The sequence below is a fragment of the Arthrobacter zhaoxinii genome (genome assembly GCF_024385505.1).
Taxonomy (GTDB): domain Bacteria; phylum Actinomycetota; class Actinomycetes; order Actinomycetales; family Micrococcaceae; genus Arthrobacter_B; species Arthrobacter_B zhaoxinii.
The window spans coordinates 226,010-245,374 of sequence record NZ_JANFLT010000005.1 but is presented as its reverse complement, the minus strand read 5'-3'; the positions used below and the strand labels follow the sequence as shown (position 1 = coordinate 245,374).

Annotated in this window: 18 protein-coding genes; 3 read left to right on the top strand and 15 right to left on the bottom strand. The window is 65.9% G+C overall.

What is annotated here, in order from left to right; genetic code table 11:
* The 3 genes from ctaC to NNX37_RS08520 all read right to left on the bottom strand — a co-directional run bounded on the left by ctaC (position 1) and on the right by NNX37_RS08520 (position 2,997).
* Positions 1–858, bottom strand: coding sequence for an aa3-type cytochrome oxidase subunit II (gene ctaC, locus NNX37_RS08530; protein WP_255791987.1), 858 nt, complete (start codon positions 856–858; stop codon positions 1–3).
* A gap of 183 nt (positions 859–1,041) precedes the next feature.
* The gene (locus NNX37_RS08525) at positions 1,042–1,422 is read right to left on the bottom strand and encodes a HesB/IscA family protein (protein ID WP_229948456.1); all 381 of its coding nucleotides are present in this window, start codon (positions 1,420–1,422) and stop codon (positions 1,042–1,044) included.
* 159 nt (positions 1,423–1,581) lie between these two features.
* A complete protein-coding gene (locus tag NNX37_RS08520; RefSeq protein WP_255791986.1) occupies positions 1,582–2,997 on the bottom strand; it encodes a dipeptidase in 1,416 nt (471 codons plus the stop codon).
* A 38-nt stretch (positions 2,998–3,035) separates the two neighbouring features.
* Between NNX37_RS08520 and NNX37_RS08515 the strand changes: the two genes are divergently transcribed.
* Positions 3,036–3,629: a DUF3043 domain-containing protein gene (locus NNX37_RS08515; protein WP_255791985.1), complete on the top strand. Its 594-nt coding sequence runs from the start codon at positions 3,036–3,038 to the stop codon at positions 3,627–3,629.
* Positions 3,630–3,678: 49 nt separating this feature from the next.
* Here the strand turns inward: NNX37_RS08515 and NNX37_RS08510 are convergent, their stop codons facing one another.
* A complete protein-coding gene (locus tag NNX37_RS08510) occupies positions 3,679–4,749 on the bottom strand; it encodes a quinone-dependent dihydroorotate dehydrogenase (protein WP_255791984.1) in 1,071 nt (356 codons plus the stop codon).
* 79 nt (positions 4,750–4,828) lie between these two features.
* On the opposite strand from NNX37_RS08510, the gene NNX37_RS08505 reads away from it, so the two are divergent.
* Positions 4,829–5,827: an alpha/beta hydrolase gene (locus tag NNX37_RS08505; RefSeq protein WP_255791983.1), complete on the top strand. Its 999-nt coding sequence runs from the start codon at positions 4,829–4,831 to the stop codon at positions 5,825–5,827.
* Here NNX37_RS08505 and NNX37_RS08500 read toward each other — a convergent pair.
* The 8 genes from NNX37_RS08500 to NNX37_RS08465 form a co-directional block, all read right to left on the bottom strand.
* Complete coding sequence (locus NNX37_RS08500; protein ID WP_255792813.1) at positions 5,811–6,713, bottom strand: isoprenyl transferase; 903 nt, start codon at positions 6,711–6,713, stop codon at positions 5,811–5,813. The two genes, NNX37_RS08505 and NNX37_RS08500, sit on opposite strands and share 17 nt — an antisense overlap.
* The gene (gene recO / locus NNX37_RS08495; protein ID WP_255791982.1) at positions 6,710–7,459 is read right to left on the bottom strand and encodes a DNA repair protein RecO; all 750 of its coding nucleotides are present in this window, start codon (positions 7,457–7,459) and stop codon (positions 6,710–6,712) included. The genes NNX37_RS08500 and recO overlap by 4 nt, the downstream gene beginning before the upstream one ends.
* Before the next feature lie 67 nt (positions 7,460–7,526).
* A complete protein-coding gene (leuA, locus tag NNX37_RS08490) occupies positions 7,527–9,269 on the bottom strand; it encodes a 2-isopropylmalate synthase (RefSeq protein WP_255791981.1) in 1,743 nt (580 codons plus the stop codon).
* A gap of 176 nt (positions 9,270–9,445) precedes the next feature.
* Positions 9,446–10,969 carry an LCP family protein gene (locus NNX37_RS08485; protein ID WP_255791980.1) on the bottom strand — a complete coding sequence of 508 codons (1,524 nt, stop codon included), beginning with the start codon at positions 10,967–10,969 and terminating at the stop codon, positions 9,446–9,448.
* A 90-nt stretch (positions 10,970–11,059) separates the two neighbouring features.
* A complete protein-coding gene (era, locus tag NNX37_RS08480) occupies positions 11,060–11,989 on the bottom strand; it encodes a GTPase Era (protein WP_255791979.1) in 930 nt (309 codons plus the stop codon).
* The gene (locus NNX37_RS08475; RefSeq protein WP_407079949.1) at positions 11,982–13,286 is read right to left on the bottom strand and encodes a hemolysin family protein; all 1,305 of its coding nucleotides are present in this window, start codon (positions 13,284–13,286) and stop codon (positions 11,982–11,984) included. The genes era and NNX37_RS08475 overlap by 8 nt, the downstream gene beginning before the upstream one ends.
* A gap of 20 nt (positions 13,287–13,306) precedes the next feature.
* The gene (ybeY, locus tag NNX37_RS08470; protein ID WP_255791975.1) at positions 13,307–13,783 is read right to left on the bottom strand and encodes an rRNA maturation RNase YbeY; all 477 of its coding nucleotides are present in this window, start codon (positions 13,781–13,783) and stop codon (positions 13,307–13,309) included.
* Positions 13,780–14,847: a PhoH family protein gene (locus NNX37_RS08465; protein ID WP_255791974.1), complete on the bottom strand. Its 1,068-nt coding sequence runs from the start codon at positions 14,845–14,847 to the stop codon at positions 13,780–13,782. The genes ybeY and NNX37_RS08465 overlap by 4 nt, the downstream gene beginning before the upstream one ends.
* Before the next feature lie 397 nt (positions 14,848–15,244).
* On the opposite strand from NNX37_RS08465, the gene NNX37_RS08460 reads away from it, so the two are divergent.
* The gene (locus NNX37_RS08460) at positions 15,245–16,216 is read left to right on the top strand and encodes a GerMN domain-containing protein (protein WP_255791973.1); all 972 of its coding nucleotides are present in this window, start codon (positions 15,245–15,247) and stop codon (positions 16,214–16,216) included.
* A gap of 13 nt (positions 16,217–16,229) precedes the next feature.
* Here the strand turns inward: NNX37_RS08460 and NNX37_RS08455 are convergent, their stop codons facing one another.
* The 3 genes from NNX37_RS08455 to hrcA all read right to left on the bottom strand — a co-directional run bounded on the left by NNX37_RS08455 (position 16,230) and on the right by hrcA (position 19,257).
* Positions 16,230–16,997: a 16S rRNA (uracil(1498)-N(3))-methyltransferase gene (locus tag NNX37_RS08455; RefSeq protein ID WP_255791972.1), complete on the bottom strand. Its 768-nt coding sequence runs from the start codon at positions 16,995–16,997 to the stop codon at positions 16,230–16,232.
* A 1-nt stretch (position 16,998) separates the two neighbouring features.
* Entirely contained in the window at positions 16,999–18,138 is a 1,140-nt protein-coding gene (gene dnaJ, locus NNX37_RS08450) for a molecular chaperone DnaJ (protein WP_255791970.1), read from the bottom strand.
* A gap of 105 nt (positions 18,139–18,243) precedes the next feature.
* On the bottom strand, positions 18,244–19,257 hold the full coding sequence (hrcA, locus tag NNX37_RS08445; RefSeq protein ID WP_255791967.1) for a heat-inducible transcriptional repressor HrcA: 1,014 nt from the start codon (positions 19,255–19,257) through the stop codon (positions 18,244–18,246).
* Between the last annotated feature and the right edge of the window lie 108 nt (positions 19,258–19,365).

Below are 19,365 nucleotides of genomic sequence, written 5' to 3'. Positions count from 1 at the left end.
CTACTTCCTAACTTCGCTAGATTCTGAGGTGTACTGGCGGTCGTATTCCCCGTCGACCTGACCGCTGGGCAGGGTCTCTACATAGTCGTTGTACTCGTCTTCCGTGACGACCTCGACGTTGAAGAGCATTTCGGAGTGGTATTCACCGCAGAGTTCGGCGCACTTACCGTCGAAGGTGCCGGTCTTGCCGGTTTCGAGGGTGATGATGTTGGTGCGGCCGGGGTAGATGTCCATCTTCTGCAGGAATGCAGGCACCCAGAAGGAGTGCTGGACGTCGCGGGTGTTCAGCTGCAGCTCGATGGTCTGGTCAACGGGGAGCACCAGGGTGGGGAACTCATCCGCTGAAACTTCGGTTCCATCGAGGTTAACCTGCGTGCCCTGGTAGTACTTGTCTTCGTTGACGTAGTTGAAGTCCCAGGACCACTGCTTGGCGCGCACGTCAATGATGACCCGGTCCGGGTCATCACTGGTTGCATTGATCGCCTTGATGTCCTGGTTGGTGAAGTAGAACAACACCAGAACCATGAACAGCGGAACGGCCGTGTAGAAGATTTCCAGCGGCAGGTTGTAGCTGAGCTGGCGGGGGTACCCGGTCTCGTTCTTGCGCCTGCGGTAGGCAACCATGCACCACAGGATCAAAGCCCAGGTGAGGATACCAACCGCCAGAGCGGCAATCCACGAGTTGACCCACAGGTCAATGATGCGGCCGGTGTGGTTAGTGGTGTCGCGGTCCGACGGCAACCAGCCCGTTTGAGCCTCTGATGAACACCCCGATAAAAACAACGCGCCGGCCGACGTTACGGCTGAGATCTTTAAGATCCTGGCGCGTCGGCTGCTGGTTCGGTCCTGCGAACTCACAGACGGCCCTTCCTCTTGTTGCGTGCAAGTGCTGTCCGTACCGGACACAGAAAAGTTCCCGGTTACGGACATTAGTTTTACTACTACGTGTAGAGCTTACCCGTACGCGCGGCGATCCAGTGACAGATCACCGCCGCGCCGGGCCATTAATGCTCCTAATACGGGCCGCCGGAGCCACGGGTCCTAGTGGAAGGAATCTCCACAGGCACAGGAGCCGCCGGCATTGGGGTTGTCGATGGTGAACCCCTGCTTCGAGATGGTGTCTTCGAAGTCGATCGAAGCGCCCGACAGGTACGGAACGCTCATCTTGTCCACAATGACCTCGACGCCGTCGAAGTCGCGGACAGCGTCACCGTCCAGGACGCGCTCGTCGAAGTACAGCTGGTAGATGAGTCCGGAGCAGCCTCCGGGCTGCACAGCCACGCGGAGACGGAGGTCGGTGCGGCCTTCCTGCTCCAGCAGGCTGCGGACCTTCTGCGCGGCGACATCCGACAACAGCACTTCGTGTACGGGCAGTTCAGCCTCTGCTGCGGTGGTGATGTTTTCGCTGGTGGAAACGCTCATAGTTTCTCTCTTTCCTCAGCTGGTCTATCCGCGGGCAAGCCTTATGCGCCTGCCGCGGGCCGGGACCAGTGTCTCAATGGTACGTCTGCTGTCCCCCAACGATCTAACAGGTGCCGGGCAATGTTGATTCCCACCCGGCACCTGCCTGTGTCCCGCCTCCTAGCCGGCAACGGCCCCCAGGCGGGCCAGCAGCAGCGCTTCGGCCAGGATGGCGTTCCGGAAGTCGCCCAGGTCCAGTGACTCGTTGGCGCTGTGGGCACGCGAATCCGGATCCTCGACGCCGGTGATCAGGATCTGTGCCTGCGGGAACAGTTCCACGAGGTCCGAAATAAACGGGATGGAGCCGCCCATCCCGGATTCCACCGGCTGCACTCCCCATGCCCGTTCGAGGGCCCAGAGTGCGGTGCGGGCGGCACTGGCGGTGGTATCCGTGGCGAAGGCATTGCCCTGCTCCCCCGGGGTGAAGGTGACCTTGGCACCGAACGGCGCGTGGGCCTGGACATGTGCCTGGACCGCTTCCATGGCGGCCTCGGGGCTCTGCCCGGGGGCCAGCCGCAGGCTGAACTTGGCCCGGGCCTTGGGCTGGATGGTGTTGGAGGACATGGCAACCGTCGGTACGTCGATACCGATGATCGACAGCGCCGGCTTGGTCCAGAGCCGCGAGGCAATGGAGCCGGTTCCGGCGAGCCGGACGCCGTCGAGCAGGGACGAATCGGCACGGAAGTCGGCCTCGGGGTAATCCACGGCAGCATCATCGGTGGAGACGAGACCCGCAATGGCGACATCGCCGGCGTCGTCATGGAAGGTCGCAATCAGCCGGGCCAGCAGGGTGGGCGCATCCAGCACCGGTCCGCCGAACATGCCCGAGTGCACTGCGTGGTCCAGGACCTGGACCTCCACCGTGCCGTCCACCAGTCCACGCAGGCTCGTGGTGAGTGCCGGGACACCCACCTTCCAGTTGCCCGAGTCGGCAACCACAATGACGTCGGCGCGGAGCAGGTCCTGATAGGTCTCCAGGAAGGTGCGGAAGGTCGGCGAGCCGGCCTCTTCCTCCCCCTCGATGAACAGTGTGACGCCGACGCCGGACTCCTCCCCCAGCACATCCTCCAGTGCGCGCAGGGCACCGATGTGCGCCATGATGCCGGCCTTGTCGTCGGCGGCGCCGCGGCCGTAGAGCCGGCCGTTGCGTTCCTCGGCGGTGAACGGGTCGGACTCCCACAGGTCCGGGTCTCCGGGGGGCTGGACATCGTGGTGGGCGTAGAGCAGGACCGTGGGCGCTCCGTCCCGCGCGGGGCGGCGGGCGACGACGGCGGGGCCGCCGGGGGTGCCGTTGTTATCCACGCGGAGGATCTGCACGTCTTCGATGCCGGCTCCGCGGACCAGGTCCGCGACGGCGGCGGCGCTGCGGTTGAGGTGCTCGGGATCAAAGGAGTCCCACGCAATGCCCGGAATGCTGACCAGGGACTTGAGCTGCTCCACGGTCCGCGGGAAATCACCGGCCACGCTGGAGCGGAGGGCGTCCTCGTGGATATCCGGGGAAGAGGGAATGGCGTCTGGGGTGGGGTTGGAAGTCATAGCCAAAACCCTACAATCTTTCACGGTATCCTTGGGGTGTGTTCGGACGAAAGAAAGAAGCGCCCACCGCGCAGGAAACTGTGGACCAGGCAGCTGCCGCTGACCAGGCAGCCAACGTACGGGTGGGCAAGGGTGCCCCGACGCCCCGCCGCAAGGACCAGGTAGCCGCCCGCCGCCGCCCGCTGGTGCCCGATGACCGGAAGGCAGCCAAGGCCGCCAACCGCGAGGCACTCCGGGAAGAGCGGATGAAGACCCGCCGCGCCCTGGACACCGGCGAGGAACGCTACCTTCCCCTTCGGGACAAGGGCCCCAACCGCCGGTTCGTGCGTGACATCGTGGATGCCCGCTGGAACATCGGCGAGTTCATCATGATCGCCGCCCTCGTGTTCGTCCTGTTCAGCTTCATCCAGAACATTGATGTCCAGCTGATTGTCATGGCCGCGTTCTGGGTGCTTATCCTGCTGGTCATCGCGGACAGCTTTATGCTGCGCCGCCAGATCCGGAAGCGCCTGACCGCCAAGTTCGGCGGACCCAATCCGGGCGATGTCTGGTACGGGGTCAGCCGGTCCCTGCAGCTGCGGCGGTTCCGCCTCCCCAAGCCGCAGGTCCGCCACGGCCAGTACCCCTCCTGATTCTTTTCCACGCAAAGAAGGGCCGCCCTCCGGCGGCCCTTCTTTTTGCTTAAGAGCGGTTCCGTGCCAGGCCCCGGTTGATCCGCGCCGCCCAGAAGGGTCCCTCGTAGAGGAACGCGGTGTATCCCTGGACCAGGGCCGCGCCGGCGTCCAGACGCTCCTGGACATCGGCTGCCGTTTCCACTCCCCCGACGGAAATGATGGCCGGGCCGTCCTCCCCCAGCCCGGTGCGGAGCCGCCGCAGCACTTCGAGGGACCGTTTCTTCAGCGGCGCGCCGCTCAGCCCGCCGACGCCGCAGGCAATGACCCGTTCCGGGTCAGTGACCAGGTTTTCCCGGGTGACGGTGGTATTCGTGGCAATCACTCCCTCCAGCTGAAGCGAGCGGGCCAGCTCCGCGACGTCGTCGATGTCCGCATCCGTGAGGTCCGGGGCAATCTTGACCAGCAGCGGGACATGCCGGCCGGCGGCCTCGTCCGCCGCGCTGCCCACCCGGGCCAGCAGCGGCCGCAGGGTGGAAATGTCCTGCAGCAGCCGGAGCCCGGGCGTGTTGGGCGAGCTCACGTTCACCGCCAGGTAATCGGCATGCGGTGCCAGCTCCCGGGCGCTGGAAAGATAATCGTCAACGGCGTCCGCGAGATCAACCGTCTTGGTTTTGCCGATATTGATGCCGATCACCGGCCGCGGCGTCCCGAAAGCCCTTGCCAGCGACTTCCGTGCCTTGTCCAGGCGGGGCGCCACGGCGGGGGCGCCGTCGTTGTTGAATCCCATCCGGTTGATCACGGCCCGGTCCTCGACCAGACGGAACAGCCGCGGCTTCGGGTTGCCGGGCTGGGCCTTGGCGGTCACGGTACCCACCTCCACGTGCCCGAAGCCCAGGTTGCTCAGGGCCGCAATGCCCGAACCCTCCTTGTCGAATCCCGCCGCCAGTCCGAACGGCGACGGAAACGTCAGTCCCAGTGCTTCGGTCCGCAGGGACGGGGCAGGGCGCATCAGGCGGCGCATCACCGGGCCCGCCGGGGTTCGGGCCGCGGCGCGGATCAGCACAAAGCCGATCCGGTGTGCCAGTTCGGGGTCCATGCCGGAAAACACCAGCCGGAAGAAGGTGGGATAAATGCGCATAGCTCAAAGATTCCAGAACCGGCACCACGTGCCAAACCCCCGGAGCTAAACCGGCGGCCGGTCGACTATTGTCAAAGGCATGCAGCACGAACTCCCCACCTGGAAACCGGACGTTCTAGGCGAGGATTTCCGCAGCCTCACCCTCGACCTGGGGGTCGACGACGAAGGCCCGGTGGTCGCCACCCTGGTCTCCCACCTTCCCCCTGTTCCCCCGGTCCCGTCCGCCGGCAGGGTCGACGCCGTCCTGTACCTGCACGGCTGGAGCGACTATTTCTTCCAGGCGGATCTGGCGCGGTTCTGGGCCGGGCAGGGCGTCGCCTTCTATGCCTTGGACCTGCGGAAGTACGGGCGGAGCCTGCGCCCCGGCCAGTCGGAGGGCTACGTGACCGATCTGGCGGAGTACGACGCCGATATCGAGGCCGCGCTGGAGGCCATGGAAAAAGACGTCCGGGAGCGGTACGACGCCGGCATGCGCCTGACGCTGATGGCGCACTCAACGGGAGGACTGGTCGCCGCGCTCTGGGCCGACCGTTTTCCCGACCGACTGCAGGCGCTCATCCTGAACAGCCCCTGGCTGGAACTGAGCGGCAGTGCCATGCTCCGCTTCGCCACCAACGGGCTGCTGGAGCCTGTGGCCCGCCGGCGGCCCCTGACGCGGCTGAAGATTCCGGAATTCGGTTTCTATTTCCGGAGTATCAGTTCAACCATGGACGGCGCATGGGACGTTGATCCGCAGTGGCGTCCGCCGTTCAGCTTCCCGGTCCGGGCCGGCTGGATCAAGGCTGTGCTGGCAGGCCATGCACGGGTGGCGCGGGGCCTGGACATACGGGTGCCGGTACTGCTGCTGGCTTCCGCGGCATCCACCATTTCCCCCACATGGAATCCATTGATGCTGCGTACCGACAGCGTGCTGGACGTGTTCCTGATGGTCCAGCGCGGTGTCCTGCTGGGCCCCGAGGTCACCGTGTACCGGTTTGAGGGCGCCCTGCATGACACCCTGCTTTCGGCGCTGCCGGTCCGGGCCCGGGTCTACGCGGGAATCCGGCGGTGGGCCCGGGCGTTTATGCTCCCGTGCTGACCCCGGCCGTGCCGGCGTCTTCGGCCGGTCCGGCTCCGGCGACCGCACTGCCCGCAGCTTTGTCCACGGCTTTGTCGGCGGCTTTGTCCACGGCGCCGCCGTACCTGCGGTCCCGGCGGGCGTAGATCTCCACCGCTTCCCACAGGGTCCGCCGGTCCACGTCCGGCCAGAGGGTATCCATAAAGACCATCTCCGCGTACGCGGACTGCCAGAGCATGAAGTTGGAGAACCGCTGCTCCCCGGAGGTGCGGAGGAACAGGTCCACGTCCGGCAGGTCCGGTTCATCCAGGTACTTCTGGATGGTCTTCTCGGAAATGGAGCCCGGCCGCAGCCTGCCCTTCTGGACATCGGCGGCAATCGCGGAGACGGCGTCGGCAATTTCGGCCCGTCCGCCGTAGTTGACGCACATATTCAGCGTGCACACCGTGTTGCCGCGGGTTTCGTCTTCCGCAATCTCCAGTTCCCGCACCACGCTCTGCCACAGCCGGGGGCGGCGGCCGGACCAGCGGATCCGTACACCCCACTCGTTGAGCTGGTCCCGCTGCCGGCGCAGGACATCCCGGCTGAAGCCCATGAGGAAACGGACTTCTTCCGGAGAGCGTTTCCAGTTTTCGGTGGAAAACGCGTAGACGGAGACATGGCGGATGCCCATCTCGATGGCGCCGGCCATCACGTCCAGCAGCGCCGCTTCGCCGGCGCGGTGCCCCTCGGTCCGGGGCAGGCCGCGCTGGTTCGCCCAGCGGCCGTTGCCGTCCATCACGATTGCCACGTGGGCGGGCACCAGTTCGGCCGGAACCGGCGGCGGAACCGCGCCGGAGGGGTGCGGTGCGGGCAGGCTCACGGGTCCTGCCTGCCTGGCAGTCGGGGTTTTCGAACGCAAGGTCAGACACGCTCCACATGTTGAAGGGACCGCAGCACCCGTTCCAGGTGCCACTGAAGATATCCGGCCACCAGGCCGGCGGATTCGTGCCGCGGCTGCGGACCCGACTCGTCCGCGGTAGCCCAGTCACCGGTGAGCAGCGCGGCCAGCAGCGTCATGGTTTCCGGTGACGGCGAGGCCGAACCGGGCGGACGGCAGACAGGGCAGACCGCTCCGCCCAGAGGAGCGGAAAACGCGGTGTGCGGACCCGGGGCACCGCAGCGGGCACAGTCGGTGAAACTCGGCGCCCACCCGGCCGTCGCCAGGGCGCGCAGCAGGTAGGAATCCAGGATGAGTTCCGGCGCGTGCAGGCCCCGGCTGAGCGCCGCGAAGGCGCCGATCACCAGCTGGTAATGGGCTTTCGCGGATTCGCCGTCAATGTCGGTCAGGCGCTCCGCGGTTTCGGCAATGGCAGCCGCAGCGGTGTAGCGGGCGTAATCCGCAGCGATGCCGTGCCCGTAGGCACCCTTGGTCTGGGCCTGGGTCACGATGTCCAGGTTCCGGCCGTGGGAGAGCAACAGCTCTGCCACCATGAACGGTTCCAGCCGGGCACCGAACTTGCTCGAGGTGCGGCGGACGCCCTTGGCCACGGCACGGACCTGCCCGTGCTCACGGGTCAGCAGGACGAGGATGCGGTCCGCTTCGCCCAGCTTGTGGGTGCGCAGGACAACCGCGTCATCCCGGTAGGTGCGGGATGCAAAGGATTTGGCCACAGAAGCTATTTTCCCACGCCGGGGCACGTCCGGCCGACCGCAGCCGTCCGGCGTGCCCCCGGCGTCCTTAGGGCTGATCCCGGATGGCGCGGTTCACGGCCGAGATCACTGCCTTCAGTGCGGACATGGTGGTGTTGGGATCGATGCCCACGCCCCACAGCACCCGCTCCCCCACGGCAAGTTCAACGTACGCCGCAGCGTGCGCGTTGCCGCTGGCGGACAGCGCATGTTCGGTGTAGTCCAGCAGCCGGACGTCGATGCCGTCCTGCTCCAGGATGGCCAGCAGCGCCGCAATGGGTCCGGTCCCGCTGGCCACCCGGCGCTGCTTCACGCCGCCCACGCCCAGGGTTGCGGTCAGGTTGAAGCGGCCGTCCGCTGCACTGTCGGCGTTCACGGACACCAGTTCATAGTGTCCCCACGCGGCGCCGTCGGACTCCGGCGTGTACGGCAGGTACTCGTCCTGGAACACCTTCCAGAGTTCCGCTCCGGTGATCTCGCCGCCGGCGGTGTCCGTGCGCCGCTGGATGACTCCGGAGAATTCGATCTGCGCACGGCGCGGCAGGTCCAGGTTGTGCTCGTTCTTGAGCAGGTAGGCCACCCCGCCCTTGCCGGACTGGGAGTTCACCCGGATAACCGCTTCGTAGCTGCGGCCAATGTCCTTCGGGTCGATCGGCAGGTACGGCACGCCCCACTGCAGGTCATCCACGGTTTTGCCCTCGGCGGCAGCATCCTTCTCCATGGCTTCAAAGCCCTTCTTGATGGCGTCCTGGTGGGAGCCGGAGAAGGCCGTGAAGACCAGGTCGCCGCCGTAGGGTGACCGCTCGGGCACGGGGAGCTGGTTGCAGTACTCCACGGTGCGGCGGATCTCGTCCATGTCGGAGAAGTCCAGCTGCGGATCAATGCCGTGGCTGAACAGGTTCATGCCCAGCGTCACCAGGTCCACGTTGCCGGTCCGTTCCCCGTTGCCGAACAGGCAGCCCTCAATGCGGTCTGCGCCGGCCAGGTACCCCAGTTCCGCAGCCGCAACGCCGGTGCCCCGGTCATTGTGCGGATGCAGCGAGAGAATGATCGATTCGCGGTTGGCAATATTGCGGTGCATCCACTCGATCGAATCCGCGTAGACGTTCGGGGTGGTCATTTCCACCGTCGCCGGAAGGTTCAGGATCATCTGCCGGTCCGGGGATGCTTCCAGGACCTCCGCGACGGAGTCGGAGATGCGCAGTGCGAAATCCAGTTCCGTGCCGGTGTAGGACTCGGGCGAGTACTCGTACGTGACGTCGACGCCGCGCAGCTGCTCCTCGTACTTCTTACACAGGCGTGCACCGGCGAGGGCGATGTCCACAATGCCGTCCCGGTCAGTGTTGAACACGACGCGCCGCTGCAGCACGGACGTCGAGTTGTAGAGGTGGACAATCGCCCGGTCCGCGCCCTCGAGGGATTCGTAGGTGCGCTCTATCAGGTGCTCCCGGGACTGGGTCAGGACCTGGATGGTGACGTCATCGGGAATCCGGTCCCCCTCGATGAGCTGGCGGACAAAGTCGAAGTCCAACTGGGAGGCGGACGGGAAGCCGACTTCGATTTCCTTGAACCCCATCTTCACCAGCAGATCGAACATCTTGTGCTTGCGTTCGGGCGTCATGGGGTCGATCAGCGCCTGGTTGCCGTCGCGGAGGTCCACCGCACACCACCGCGGCGCCTTCGTCAGGACCTTGCCGGGCCATGTCCGGTCCGGGAGATCAACGGCAATCTGCTCGTGGAAGGGGACGTACTTGGAGATCGGCATGCCCGAAGGCTGCTGTGCGTTACGCATGGTGTTGGTGTGGCCTTTTCTAGTCGATCATCAGAAATGGTGGCCGGGCAACACAGACTCCGCAGCGAGGGGCGGCCTAAGCAGGTGCTTGTGTGGCCTCGCCGCGGCAGCTAAGGAGAAGGATCTCTGCGTGCACGTGATCAGACTAACACGCAGCCGTCCAGGTTTCTGAAGTGCTAGTTCCCAAACGCCGACTGGCACGTAACCTGGGCTGCGGTCTGTCCGTCGAGGTCGCCCAGATCCCCCAGGTCTCCCATGGTGGAGCCGCTGGCGAAGTCCGCACCGATCTGCACGGACACTCCCGTGGAGGCAGCGCTGAGCACTACCTGCACATCCGGGATGTTCAGGGTCCGGGCGACTTCCAGGGCCATCTCTTCATAGCCGTAGCCGAAGAAAACCTGCGTGGCAGGGCTCTCGGCGGGAGCGGCTCCGCCGGCAAGGGCCTGGACGAAGCCCTTGGACTTCAGGTACGCCAGAACCTTCGCATCCCGGCCGGCGGTGCCCGATGCGTTGACCAGGGTCACCGGAACACCGGCGGGGTCGACGGCAGGAACGGCAGGCTCTTCGGGCTCCGGGGCCGCCGGAGTTCCGGCTGCGGCGGAAGCCGAGGGCTCCGGGGACGGCGTTGCGGCCGAGGTGATGCCCTTATCCGAGACCAGCGCATCAAACAGCGGCTGGGCCTTGGCTTCGTCGAGCACCAGCCGGTTGGGGTCATATTCATAGGGCATGACCGGAACGGTGACGAAAGCGACGTTGCCGAGGTCCACGTCCTTCAACCGGGTGGCCAGGGACACCAGGTCGGGGATGTTCGCGAGCTCGTCGTCCACCGTCAGGTTCTTCGTGACGGTCTCGGCAATCGAATACAGCTTGGGCAGGTTGTTCAGCGTTCCTTCGTCCTTGACCTTGCGGACCATGGAGGCGAGGAAGCTTTGCTGGGCCCGGATGCGGCCTTCGTCGCCGCCGTTGCCGAAGCCGTGCCGGGTCCGCAGGAACGCGAGGGCCTGGTCGCCCTTGACGCTGCTGACCCCGGCGGGGATATTCAGGCCGGACAGCGGATCGTTCACGGGCTGGTTGACGCAGACCTCCACGCCGCCGAGGGTATTGGACAGTTCCTTCACGGCATCGAAGTCGGCCATCATGAAGTGGTCGATCGACAGGCCGGTGACGTTATTGATGGCAGCAACGGTGCAGCCGGGGCCGCCGTTGCCCAGCGCGCCGTTGAGCTGACCCAGGTCCATGGCGTCATAGACCGTGCCGGTTTCGGGATCCTTGCATGCCGGCAGCGGGACCAGCAGGTCGCGGGGGAAGCTGGTCACGGTGACGTTTGAGCGGTCCGCAGAGAGATTCACCAGCATCATCACGTCGGAGTTGTTCGAGTCCTGGCCGTCGCGCTGGTCAGTGCCCAGGACCAGGATCTGCAGCGGATCCGTGTTGACGTCCACCTGCTCCACCGGAGTGTCGTCGGAGCCGAGGTTCAGGGGCTGGGTATCGAAGTTGCCCCGGAGCCGCAGCAGCTGGACGGCGCCGAAAACCACCCCGCCCACGAGCACCAGGGCGAGGACGGCGGCGATGCCCTTCAGCAGCGGGTGGCCGGAGGAAGCCCCGCTGGAGAGGTGCCTGCCGCCGGGTTCGGTTGAACCCGGACCGGTAGTCGGTTTTTCCAAGGGGCCGCCGCCCGTTGCGGCACGGCGAGATGACATGGCCGGTCCCCTTCACGAATCAAAAAGCTCAAACGAATGTTTCACAGTGTACGGGCAGCTCCTGTGGATCCGGGAGCGGAGCCCGCCGGACTAGAACCCGAGCTTGACGAGCTGCTTGGGATCCCGCTGCCAGTCCTTCGCGATCTTTACGTGCAGGTCGAGGTACACCTTGGTGCCCAGCAGCGCCTCGATGCCGCGCCGTGCGGTGGTGCCGACATCGCGCAGCCGGGACCCGCCGCGGCCAATAATAATAGCCTTCTGCGAGGAGCGCTCCACGTACAGGTTGACCCGGACGTCTAGAAGCGGATTTTCTTCGCTGCGGCCCTCGCGGGGCACGATTTCCTCCACCACCACGGCCAGGGAGTGGGGCAGCTCGTCGCGGACGCCCTCCAGGGCTGCTTCGCGGACCAGCTCCGCGACCATCACCGCTTCCGGCTCGTCGGTCAGTTCGCCGTCCGGGTACAGGGGCGGGGAGGCGGGCATGTGGCTGACCAGGACGTCCGACACGGTATCCACCTGGAATCCGTCCGCAGCCGATACCGGAACGACGTCGGCCCAGCCCTCCTCGCCCAGCACATCGTTGCCCAGCGCAGTGACGGACATCAACTGCTTGGCCAGCGCGGCACGGTCCACGAGGTCGGTTTTTGTGACCAACGCGATGACGGGGGTCCGCTTCAAGGCGGCGAGCTGAGCCGCAATGTAGCGGTCGCCGGGGCCCACGGCTTCGTTCGCCGGCAGGCAGAAGCCGATCGCGTCCACCTCGGCCAGGGTGTCCGCGACCAGGTCGTTCAGCCGCTGCCCCAGCAGGGTGCGCGGGCGGTGCAGGCCCGGGGTATCCACGAGGATCAGCTGGGAATCCTCGCGGTGGACGATGCCGCGGATGGTGTGCCGCGTCGTCTGCGGCTTGGCGGAGGTGATGGCCACCTTGGAACCGACCAGGGCGTTGGTCAGGGTGGACTTGCCGGCGTTGGGCCGGCCCACCAGGGAAACGAAGCCTGCGCGGAACTGCGGTTCAGTCATTACGGGGTACCAATTCTGTAGAGCGGGTGCGCGGGGAAGTGTTTCTGCCCTCGTCGCTGAATTCTTCTTTTTCGGTCTTCCAGGCCAGCACGTGGGAGACGCGGTTGCGCCGTCCCTCGAGCCGTTCGGCGTGCAGGGCGATGCCTTCGACCACTACTTCGCTGCCGACGATGGGGACGCGGCCCAGGGCCTTGGCCAGGAGGCCGCCCACCGTGTCCACTTCATCATCCTCCAGTTCGACGTCGAACAGCTCACCGAGGTCGTCGATGCCGGTCTTGGAGCTGACGCGGTAGCGGCCGTCGCCGAGGCCTTCGATCTCGGGACGCTCCGAATCGTACTCATCGACAATTTCTCCGACGATTTCCTCGATCAGGTCCTCCAGCGTCACCAGGCCGGCTGTTCCGCCGTATTCGTCAATGACGATCGCCACATGGGTGGACTCGCGCTGCAGCTCCTGCAGCAGCTCGCTCACCGCCTTGGATTCGGGGACGTAGCGGACGCCGCGGGCATAATCCTCGACCTTCTGCACGGAGGCGCGCTCCGGGTCACTGTGAATCTGCGCGGCGACGTCCTTCAGGTAGAGGATGCCCACCAGATGGTCCGCACTGTCCTCGATCACCGGGACGCGGGAATAGCCCGAGCGGAGGAAGAGTGACATGGCCTGGCGCAGTGTGCTGCCGGCTTCGATGCACACCATGTCGGTGCGCGGGACCATGACGGAGCGGACCTTGGTGTCGCCGAGTTCAAAGACGGAGTGGATCAGTTCCGCCTCGGTGTCCTCGATCATGTCCGCGTCGGAGGCACGGTCCAGCAGTTCCCGGAATTCCTCTTCCGTAAAGAACGCGGCGTCGGGTCCCTGCGTGCCGGGGGCGACGGCGGTGCCCAGGCGGACGAGCCAGCCGGGGATCGGCCCCAGGACGGTCCGCAGCACGCGGACCAGTCCGGCCGTGAGGACGACGACGGCGGTAACGTGCTTGCGCCCGATCTGTCTCGGGGAGACCCCCACGAGGACGAAGCCGACCGCGGCCATGGTCACCGTGGCGAGCAGGCCGGCCAGCCAGATGTTGTCCAGCAGCAGCTGGAACAGGGTCGCCACGGACACGGCCATGGACATTTCAAACCACACACGCCAGAACCGCAGCGCGTGCATATGTGCAACCGGATGCGCCAGGATGCGGCGCAGCGGGGCTCCTGCCTTGCCGTGGAGCAGCGCTTCGGCGTCCTGCCGGGGCAGGTAGCCGTAAGCGGACTCCGCGGCGGTGAGCAGGCCCGCCAGGACCATGAAAGCCATGGCCATGACGATGAGAACGCCAATACTCAACTTCGGGTCTCCTTGGGTGCCTGTTTACCCAGGTAGGCGGAAAGAAGGCGGCGCTGGAGTCCGAACATTTCCTTCTCCTCTTCGGGCTCGGCGTGGTCGTAGCCCAGCAGGTGCAGGACGCCGTGGGTGGTCAGGAGCAGCAGCTCCTCATCCGTGCCGTGCCCGGCATCGCGGGCCTGGCGTGCGGCGACCTGCGGGCAGAGCACAATGTCGCCGAGCACTCCGGCGGGCGTGATGCGTCCGGCGGTGCCGGGACGCAGTTCGTCCATCGGAAAGGACAGCACATCCGTCGGACCGGGCAGGTCCATCCACTCGATGTGCAGCTTCTCGATGGCGTCCTCGTCCACCAAGATGATGGACAGGTCTGCCTCCGGGTGCACGTAGAGGCTGTCCAGCAGGTACCGGCCCAGCCGGGCCAGTTCCTCTTCGTCGACATCCGGTGCACTGGATTCGTTGTTTACTTCGACGCTCATGAGCGGGCCTCCCTGCTGTGCCCGCCGGAGCGGTTTCCGTTTCGGGCGCCGTCGTTCCGCACGGCGCTGCTGCGGCGGACCTCGTCCCATTCGCTGTAGGCGGTGACGATGTCACTGACCAGGCGGTGGCGCACAACGTCCACTGCCTGCAGTTCGGAGAAGGCGACGTCGTCAATCCCGCCCAGGATGTCGTGGACTATCCGCAGGCCGGACGCGGTGCCGCCCGGAAGGTCCACCTGGGTGACGTCGCCGGTGACCACCATCTTCGAGCCGAAGCCGAGGCGGGTCAGGAACATCTTCATCTGCTCGGGCGTGGTGTTCTGGGCCTCGTCGAGGATGATGAAGGCATCGTTGAGGGTCCGGCCGCGCATATAGGCCAGCGGGGCCACCTCGATGGTGCCCGCGGCCATCAGGCGCGGAATGGACTCCGGGTCCATCATGTCGTGAAGGGCGTCGTAGAGCGGACGCAGGTACGGGTCGATCTTGTCGCTCAGTGTGCCGGGAAGGAAGCCGAGCCGCTCCCCCGCCTCCACGGCGGGACGCGTGAGGATGATCCGGTTGACCTCCTTCTGCTGCAACGCCTGGACCGCCTTGGCCATGGCCAGGTACGTCTTGCCGGTGCCGGCCGGACCGATGCCGAAGACAACGGTGTTGCGGTCGATCGCATCCACGTAGTTCTTCTGGTTCAGGGTCTTGGGGCGAATGGTCTTGCCGCGGGTGGACAGGATGTTCTGGGTGAGGACATCCGACGGGCGGTGCGTGCTCTGTTCCTTGAGCATGCTGATCAGCTGCTCAAGGACCTGCGGTGTCACCCGGGTGGAATTGCGGGCCAGCACACGTACCTCATTGATCAGGCGTACGGTCTGTTCCACTTCGGCAGCCGGGCCGGAAACCGACAGTTCGTTTCCGCGCACCATCAGGCTTACTTCGGGATTGGCCGTCTCAATGATTCTGAGTGCCTCATCATTGGCACCCAGCGACTGGACCATGTGTTCCGTGGAGTCAAAGACTATGGTCTGGTTATCCAGCCGTATGGTGCCGATTTCCATTGAAGATTCGGTCATATAGACGGCCTTTTCAGGCCTTTCATCGCCCCTTATAGAGTCTGTTTTCGTGGTAAAGCCTCGTGGTAAAGCATGTTTTGGGCCCGCGGTCCGGTCCCGCTGGGTCAAACGCCCTGGCAGGAATGATTATTTCCCTGTCGTCCCGGCTGGGCTGTCCCGGCTGTGTCCAGTGGCCGCGTTCAGTGTGCACGTTGAGCGGGCACGTCCGTCCGTTACCTAAATCTTACTGGATGCACTCCCCGGCGGGCGGAGCGGCATCGGTTTTATCTCGGCCCCGCAACGGTGATGTCTCAATCGTGTTTCAGTCCGGGCGGAACCCCGTCCGGAGCACGGATGGGTCCGGAAGCGTGTGCAAAGGTGGAAGACGTACCTTTTCGCAACTGGCCTAGGAGGATAGATGGACACCGGAACCAACCATGGACCGTCCTGCCTCCGGGGACTCCTCCCCCGGCCTTTCCTCGCCGGTTCGCTGCTGGCCGCGGCCGCACTGGCACTGGGCGGATGCGGCGTCGTGGCCGAAAATCCCACCATCACCATGCCCTCGTCCTTCGAGGCAGGTGCAAGCGTCGGCCCGGCCCCCATGACCATTTCCCCGCCGGCGGAAGCGAGCCCCGCCGCCGCCCTCATGCCGGTGTACTGGCTGGGACGAAACGACTCCACGGTCAGTCTGTACCGTGAGTTCTTTCCCTCGGAGAACAACGGCGACCCCATCGGAGAAGCCGTCCGCGCCATGACCGCAGACGAACCGCTGGACCAGGACTATTTCACTCCCTGGCACGCGGCGGAGAGCGTGACGGCTTCGATTTCCAGCAAGAACGTCATCACCGTCGACATTTCATCGGACGCGTTCAAGGGGTCCCTGGACTCGGGCATGGCCGACCGTGCGGTGCAGCAGCTGGTGTATACCGCCACAGCCGCAGCCGCCAACGCGCGTTTGACCACTGTTGGGCAGGCAAGCAGCGTGGTGATCCTGGTCGACGGCAAGGAAGGCTACCGTGCGTTCGGCCATGTCCCCCTTGAGGAGCCCTTGAGCCGGGATCCCGCCCTCGTCGCGCCGATCTGGGTCATCGATCCGCAGGAGTCGCACGTGCGGGGCACCGATGTCCTGGTCAGCGGCACGGCGGTGGCGCAGTCCGCGGGACTGCAATGGCGGGCCGAACCCATAGTGGACGGCAGGCCGTCCACCGCCGCCGCTGCTTCGGGCACGGTGGAACTGGACGAGGCCCACGGCGAAACCGCCGAGTTCAGCTTCACCACTGCGCTTGCCCCGGGCGAATACAGTCTCCGGGTCTATTACAGCGGGCAGGAAACGGGCGGGGACTCCAAACGCATCACGGTGACCGATTCCGCCCGGACCCGGGACCAGTAGCCGGGCCTGCCTGCTACCAGCGGCCCAGCAGCTGGTTCAGTACTGCCAGCGCCGAGGGGCCGGCGGTTGAGGAACGCAGCACATGCGGTCCCAGCCGGACGGCCACAGCTCCGGCGCTGCGCAGCGCCTCGAGTTCCGCGGGGCTGATGCCGCCTTCGGGGCCCACCACCACGCCAATGGATGCGGCACCGGCTGCCGGGCTGCGCGCACCCAGCTCCCCCAGCGCCTCCGCCAGCGGCATGTCGGCTTCCTCGTGCAGGACCAGGACCAGATCCAGGTCCGACAACCGGGACGGCAGCGCGCGGCTGTCCAGTGCCGGCTCCACCACGGGGATGCGGGAGCGGCGGGACTGCTTGGCTGCGGACGAGGTCAGTGCCTGCCATTTTGCCTGTCCCTTGGCGGCCTTCTCCGCACGCCAGCGGACAATGCTGCGGTCGGACTGCCACGGGATGACGGCGTCCACCCCCAGCTCGGTGGCGGCCTCGACGGCCTGCTCGTCCCGGTCCCCCTTGGCCAGTGCCTGCACCAGGAAAAACCGTTCGGAGGGTGCCGGTTCATCCAGGACGTTTTCCACCCGCAGCTCGAGGACCGAGGCACCGGTTTCGGTCACGGTTCCGGTGAGCCGGCGCCCGGCGCCGTCGACCACGTCAACGCTCTCGCCGACGGCGAGGCGCTTCACGGACACGGCGTGCCGGGCTTCCGGGCCCTCGAGGCGGAAAAGCTCTCCGGGCCCGGCGGCAGCAACCTGCGCCGGGTCACCGAAGAAAATCGGGTTGGTCATCTCAGAGGTTGCCCAGACGGTCCCGCAGCTTGGCAAACACGCCGGTTCCGGAGCTGTTGAGCCGTCCCTCGCTGTATTCCTCGCCGCGCAGCTTGGCCAGCCTGCGGAGCAGTTCTTCCTGCTCGGAGTCCAGCTTCTGCGGGGTCTCCACATGCAGGTGCACGCGCAGGTCGCCGCGGCCGTGGCCGCGCAGGTGGGTGACGCCCAAGTCATTGAGGACGGACACCTCGCCGGACTGTGTGCCCGGCTTGACGGTGATCTCGCGTTCACCGTCGAAGGTCTCCAGGGTGACGGTCGTACCCAGCGCGGCGGCAGTCATGGGAACCGTGAGCGTGGCGTGCAGATCGTCGCCGTCGCGCAGGAACGTCGGGTCGCTGTTGACGCGGATCTCCACGTACAGGTCACCGGCGGGTCCGCCTGCCAGGCCGGCTTCGCCCTGCCCGCCGAGCTGGATCCGGGTACCGGTCGCGACGCCGGCCGGAACCTTGATGGTCAGGGTGCGGCGGTTGCGGACACGGCCTTCGCCGGAGCACTCGTGGCAAGGATCGGGGATCACGGTGCCGAAGCCGTTGCAGGTTCCGCAGGGTGCCGAAGTCATGACCTGGCCCAGGATGGAGCGGACGGCCCGCTGGACCTGGCCCGTGCCGTGGCAGATGTCGCAGGTGCGTGGCGAGGTGCCGGGCTGGCAGCAGGAACCGTCACAGGTGGGGCAGACGACGGCGGTGTCGACGTCGATCTTCTTGTTGGTGCCGAAGACGGCGTCCTTGAGGTCGATCCGGACGTTGATCAGCGCGTCCTGGCCCCGGCGGCTGCGGGAAGCCGGGCCGCGTCCGCCGCCCTGCGGAGCTCCGCCGAAGAACGTGTCGAAGATGTCCTGGAAGCCGAAGCCCTGGGCGCCGAAACCGCCGCCGCCGAAGCCGTTGTCGTTGCCGTTCTCGTTGCCCGTGGTGTCGTAGATCCGCCGCTTTTCCGGATCGGAAAGCACCTCGTAGGCATGCGTTACGGCTTTGAACTCATCGGAGGCACCTGGAGCGTTGTTAACGTCGGGGTGCAGCTTGCGGGCAAGCTTCCGGTACGCCTTCTTGATTTCTTCACCGGTGGCGTCTCGTCCGACACCCAGAACCTGGTAGTGATCGCTCACTCGTGCACATCGCTTTCCTGTATTGCGTGCCTTCAGCGTTTGAAGGCGGAGTTTGGATTCCCGCCGGTTGCCCGGCAGGGGCGGCCCGTAACTGCGCGGACCGGACTAGTTGTTCAGTATTCGGGACAGGTACCTGGCCACGGCACGCACTGCTGCCATGGTGGTGGGATAGTCCATCCGGGTGGGACCGAGGATGCCGACCTTCGCCGTGGCATCGGGACCGTACCCCGTGGCCACCACCGACGCTTCGGACAATCCCCCGTGCGGATTCTCCCGTCCGATCCGGACGGCAACCCCGCGGGCATCCTGTTCCATTTCGGACAGCAGCCGCAGCATCACCACCTGCTCTTCGAGTGCTTCAAGTACCGGACCGATGGTCAGCGGGAAGTCTACCGTGGAGCGGGCCAGATTGGCTGTGCCGGCCATCACCAGGCGGTCCTCGCGGTTGATACCCGCCAGCTGCTCCAGGCAGTGGCCCAGGGCGTTGCCCACGCGGCGCCGCTCTACCGGGACAGTGGTCAGGGCATTGGCCAGCTGGCTGGTGATGCTGCTCAGCGGCGTGCCCGACAGCACGGACAGGAAGTGCTGGCGCAGATCCATCAGATCCGGCTCGGTGACGGGCTGCGGGACGGTCATCACCCGCTGCTCCACCCGGCCCGTGGTCGAGATCAGGACCACCAGCACCTGCGCCGGCGCCAGGAGGACAAATTCAATGTGCCGGACCTTGGCATTGCCCAGGTGCGGATACTGCACAACGGCTACCTGGTTGGTCAGCTGGGACAGCAGCCGGACAGTCCGGTCCATCACGTCATCAAGGTCATCCGCTTCCTCCAGCAGGGAGGAGATGGCACGGCGCTCCGGGGCCGAGAGGGGCTTGACGTCGGAGATCCGGTCAACGAACAGGCGGTAGCCCTTGTCCGTGGGGATCCGCCCGGCGGAGGTATGCGGGGCGGTAATCAGCCCTTCTTCCTCCAGAGCGGCCATGTCATTGCGGATGGTTGCGGAGGAAACGCCCAGATGGTGGCGTTCCACGAGCGCCTTGGACCCCACGGGCTCGCGCGAATGGACGTAGTCCTCAACAATGGCGCGGAGGACCTCGAGTCGGCGTGGCTCACTCATGGTTTTCCCTCCCTGTTGATCGGCGGGCGGAGCGCCGGACGTTTAGCACTCGCAATGTTCAAGTGCTAAGTCTAGTACGGATCAGCAGCGTTGCTAGCATTGAGGAAC